At 44.3% G+C, this 1,154-nt stretch carries 1 protein-coding gene and 1 pseudogene; both read left to right on the top strand.

Annotation, left to right across the window (positions count from 1 at the left end):
- A partial coding sequence (locus tag A3757_RS19110) for an ABC transporter permease subunit (RefSeq protein ID WP_156506426.1) occupies nucleotides 1-683 on the top strand: 683 nt, incomplete at its 5' end.
- Nucleotides 684-1,154 (top strand): annotated as a pseudogene (locus A3757_RS19105) (amino acid ABC transporter permease); the annotation flags it as partial. It abuts the gene before it with no gap.

Raw genomic sequence — 1,154 nt, 5'->3', positions numbered from 1 at the left:
TTCGAGGCTTGTTTATCCCAAGTGTGATTGATGAGCAAGGCTCAATGTTTGTATACGCTTCATTGTGTATAGCGATTGCTGGCATATTCTTTCTTCGCCGCTGGGCGCATAGAAGGCAAGATGATACGGGCGAGCAGTTTCCTGTATTTTCAGTCAGTCTGGGTATTCTTTTTGGGCTGCCGCTACTGACAACACTAATAATGGGTGTTCCTTTTCACTTGGAATACCCAGAGCTTGGGCGCTTCAATATCAGCGGTGGAACCTCAATAATCCCGGAACTAATGGCTTTGGTTTTAGCTTTAAGTATTTATACCGGTGCATTCATTGCAGAAGCTGTTCGAGCGGGTGTTCAATCGGTGCCGCATGGACAAACTGAAGCCGCACGTAGTGTTGGCTTAAGTGAGCGAAAGATTATGTCACTGATCGTCGTGCCCCAGGCGATGAGAGTCATCACGCCTTTGCTAAATAGTGAATATCAAAGCTTGGTGAAAAACTCGACGCTGGCTACAGCTATTGGTTACCCGGATTTGTTTACTGTCTTTGTCGGCACCACACTCAATCAGACGGGACAAGCGATAGAAATCGTATTTATGACAATGGCGGTCTATTTTGTCATAAACATGTGTATTTCCTTTGTTATGAATCGATTCAATTCGAAAGTCGCTTTGGTGGAAAGGAAGTAAATGATGAGAGAGTTTAAAGCGCTGCCTGATAAACCGGCACCCAAGGATACAGTTGGTGTCATTGGCTGGATTAAAGAAAACCTTTTTTCTAATATCTTCGATTCAACAGCTACTATTATTATCCTAGCAATTTTATTCTCCGTTGTTCCTGGCATGCTGGATTGGCTGATTTTTTCAGCCGACTGGAGTGGTGACAGCCAGGAAGCTTGCTCTAAAGAAGGCGCGTGTTGGGTATTTGTTTCTGCCTGGATGCAACAATTTATGTATGGCAGTTACCCCAGCTCAGAACTGTGGCGAGTGAATCTTGCTTTATTGAGTCTCGCTGCTGTCATTGCTTTGCCTTATGTCTTGCCAAAAGATCTTCGGAATAAGATTGGCGTCCCGGTATTTTTGTTATTTCCATTTGTCTGTGCGACATTTCTGGACGGTAGCCTGTTTGGTTTGATGACAGTAAGTACTGACTTATGGGGT

This window comes from Oleiphilus sp. HI0117 (assembly GCF_001635235.1).
The sequence above is the reverse complement of the archived record's forward strand: the minus strand, read 5'-3'. Positions and strand labels throughout refer to the sequence as shown.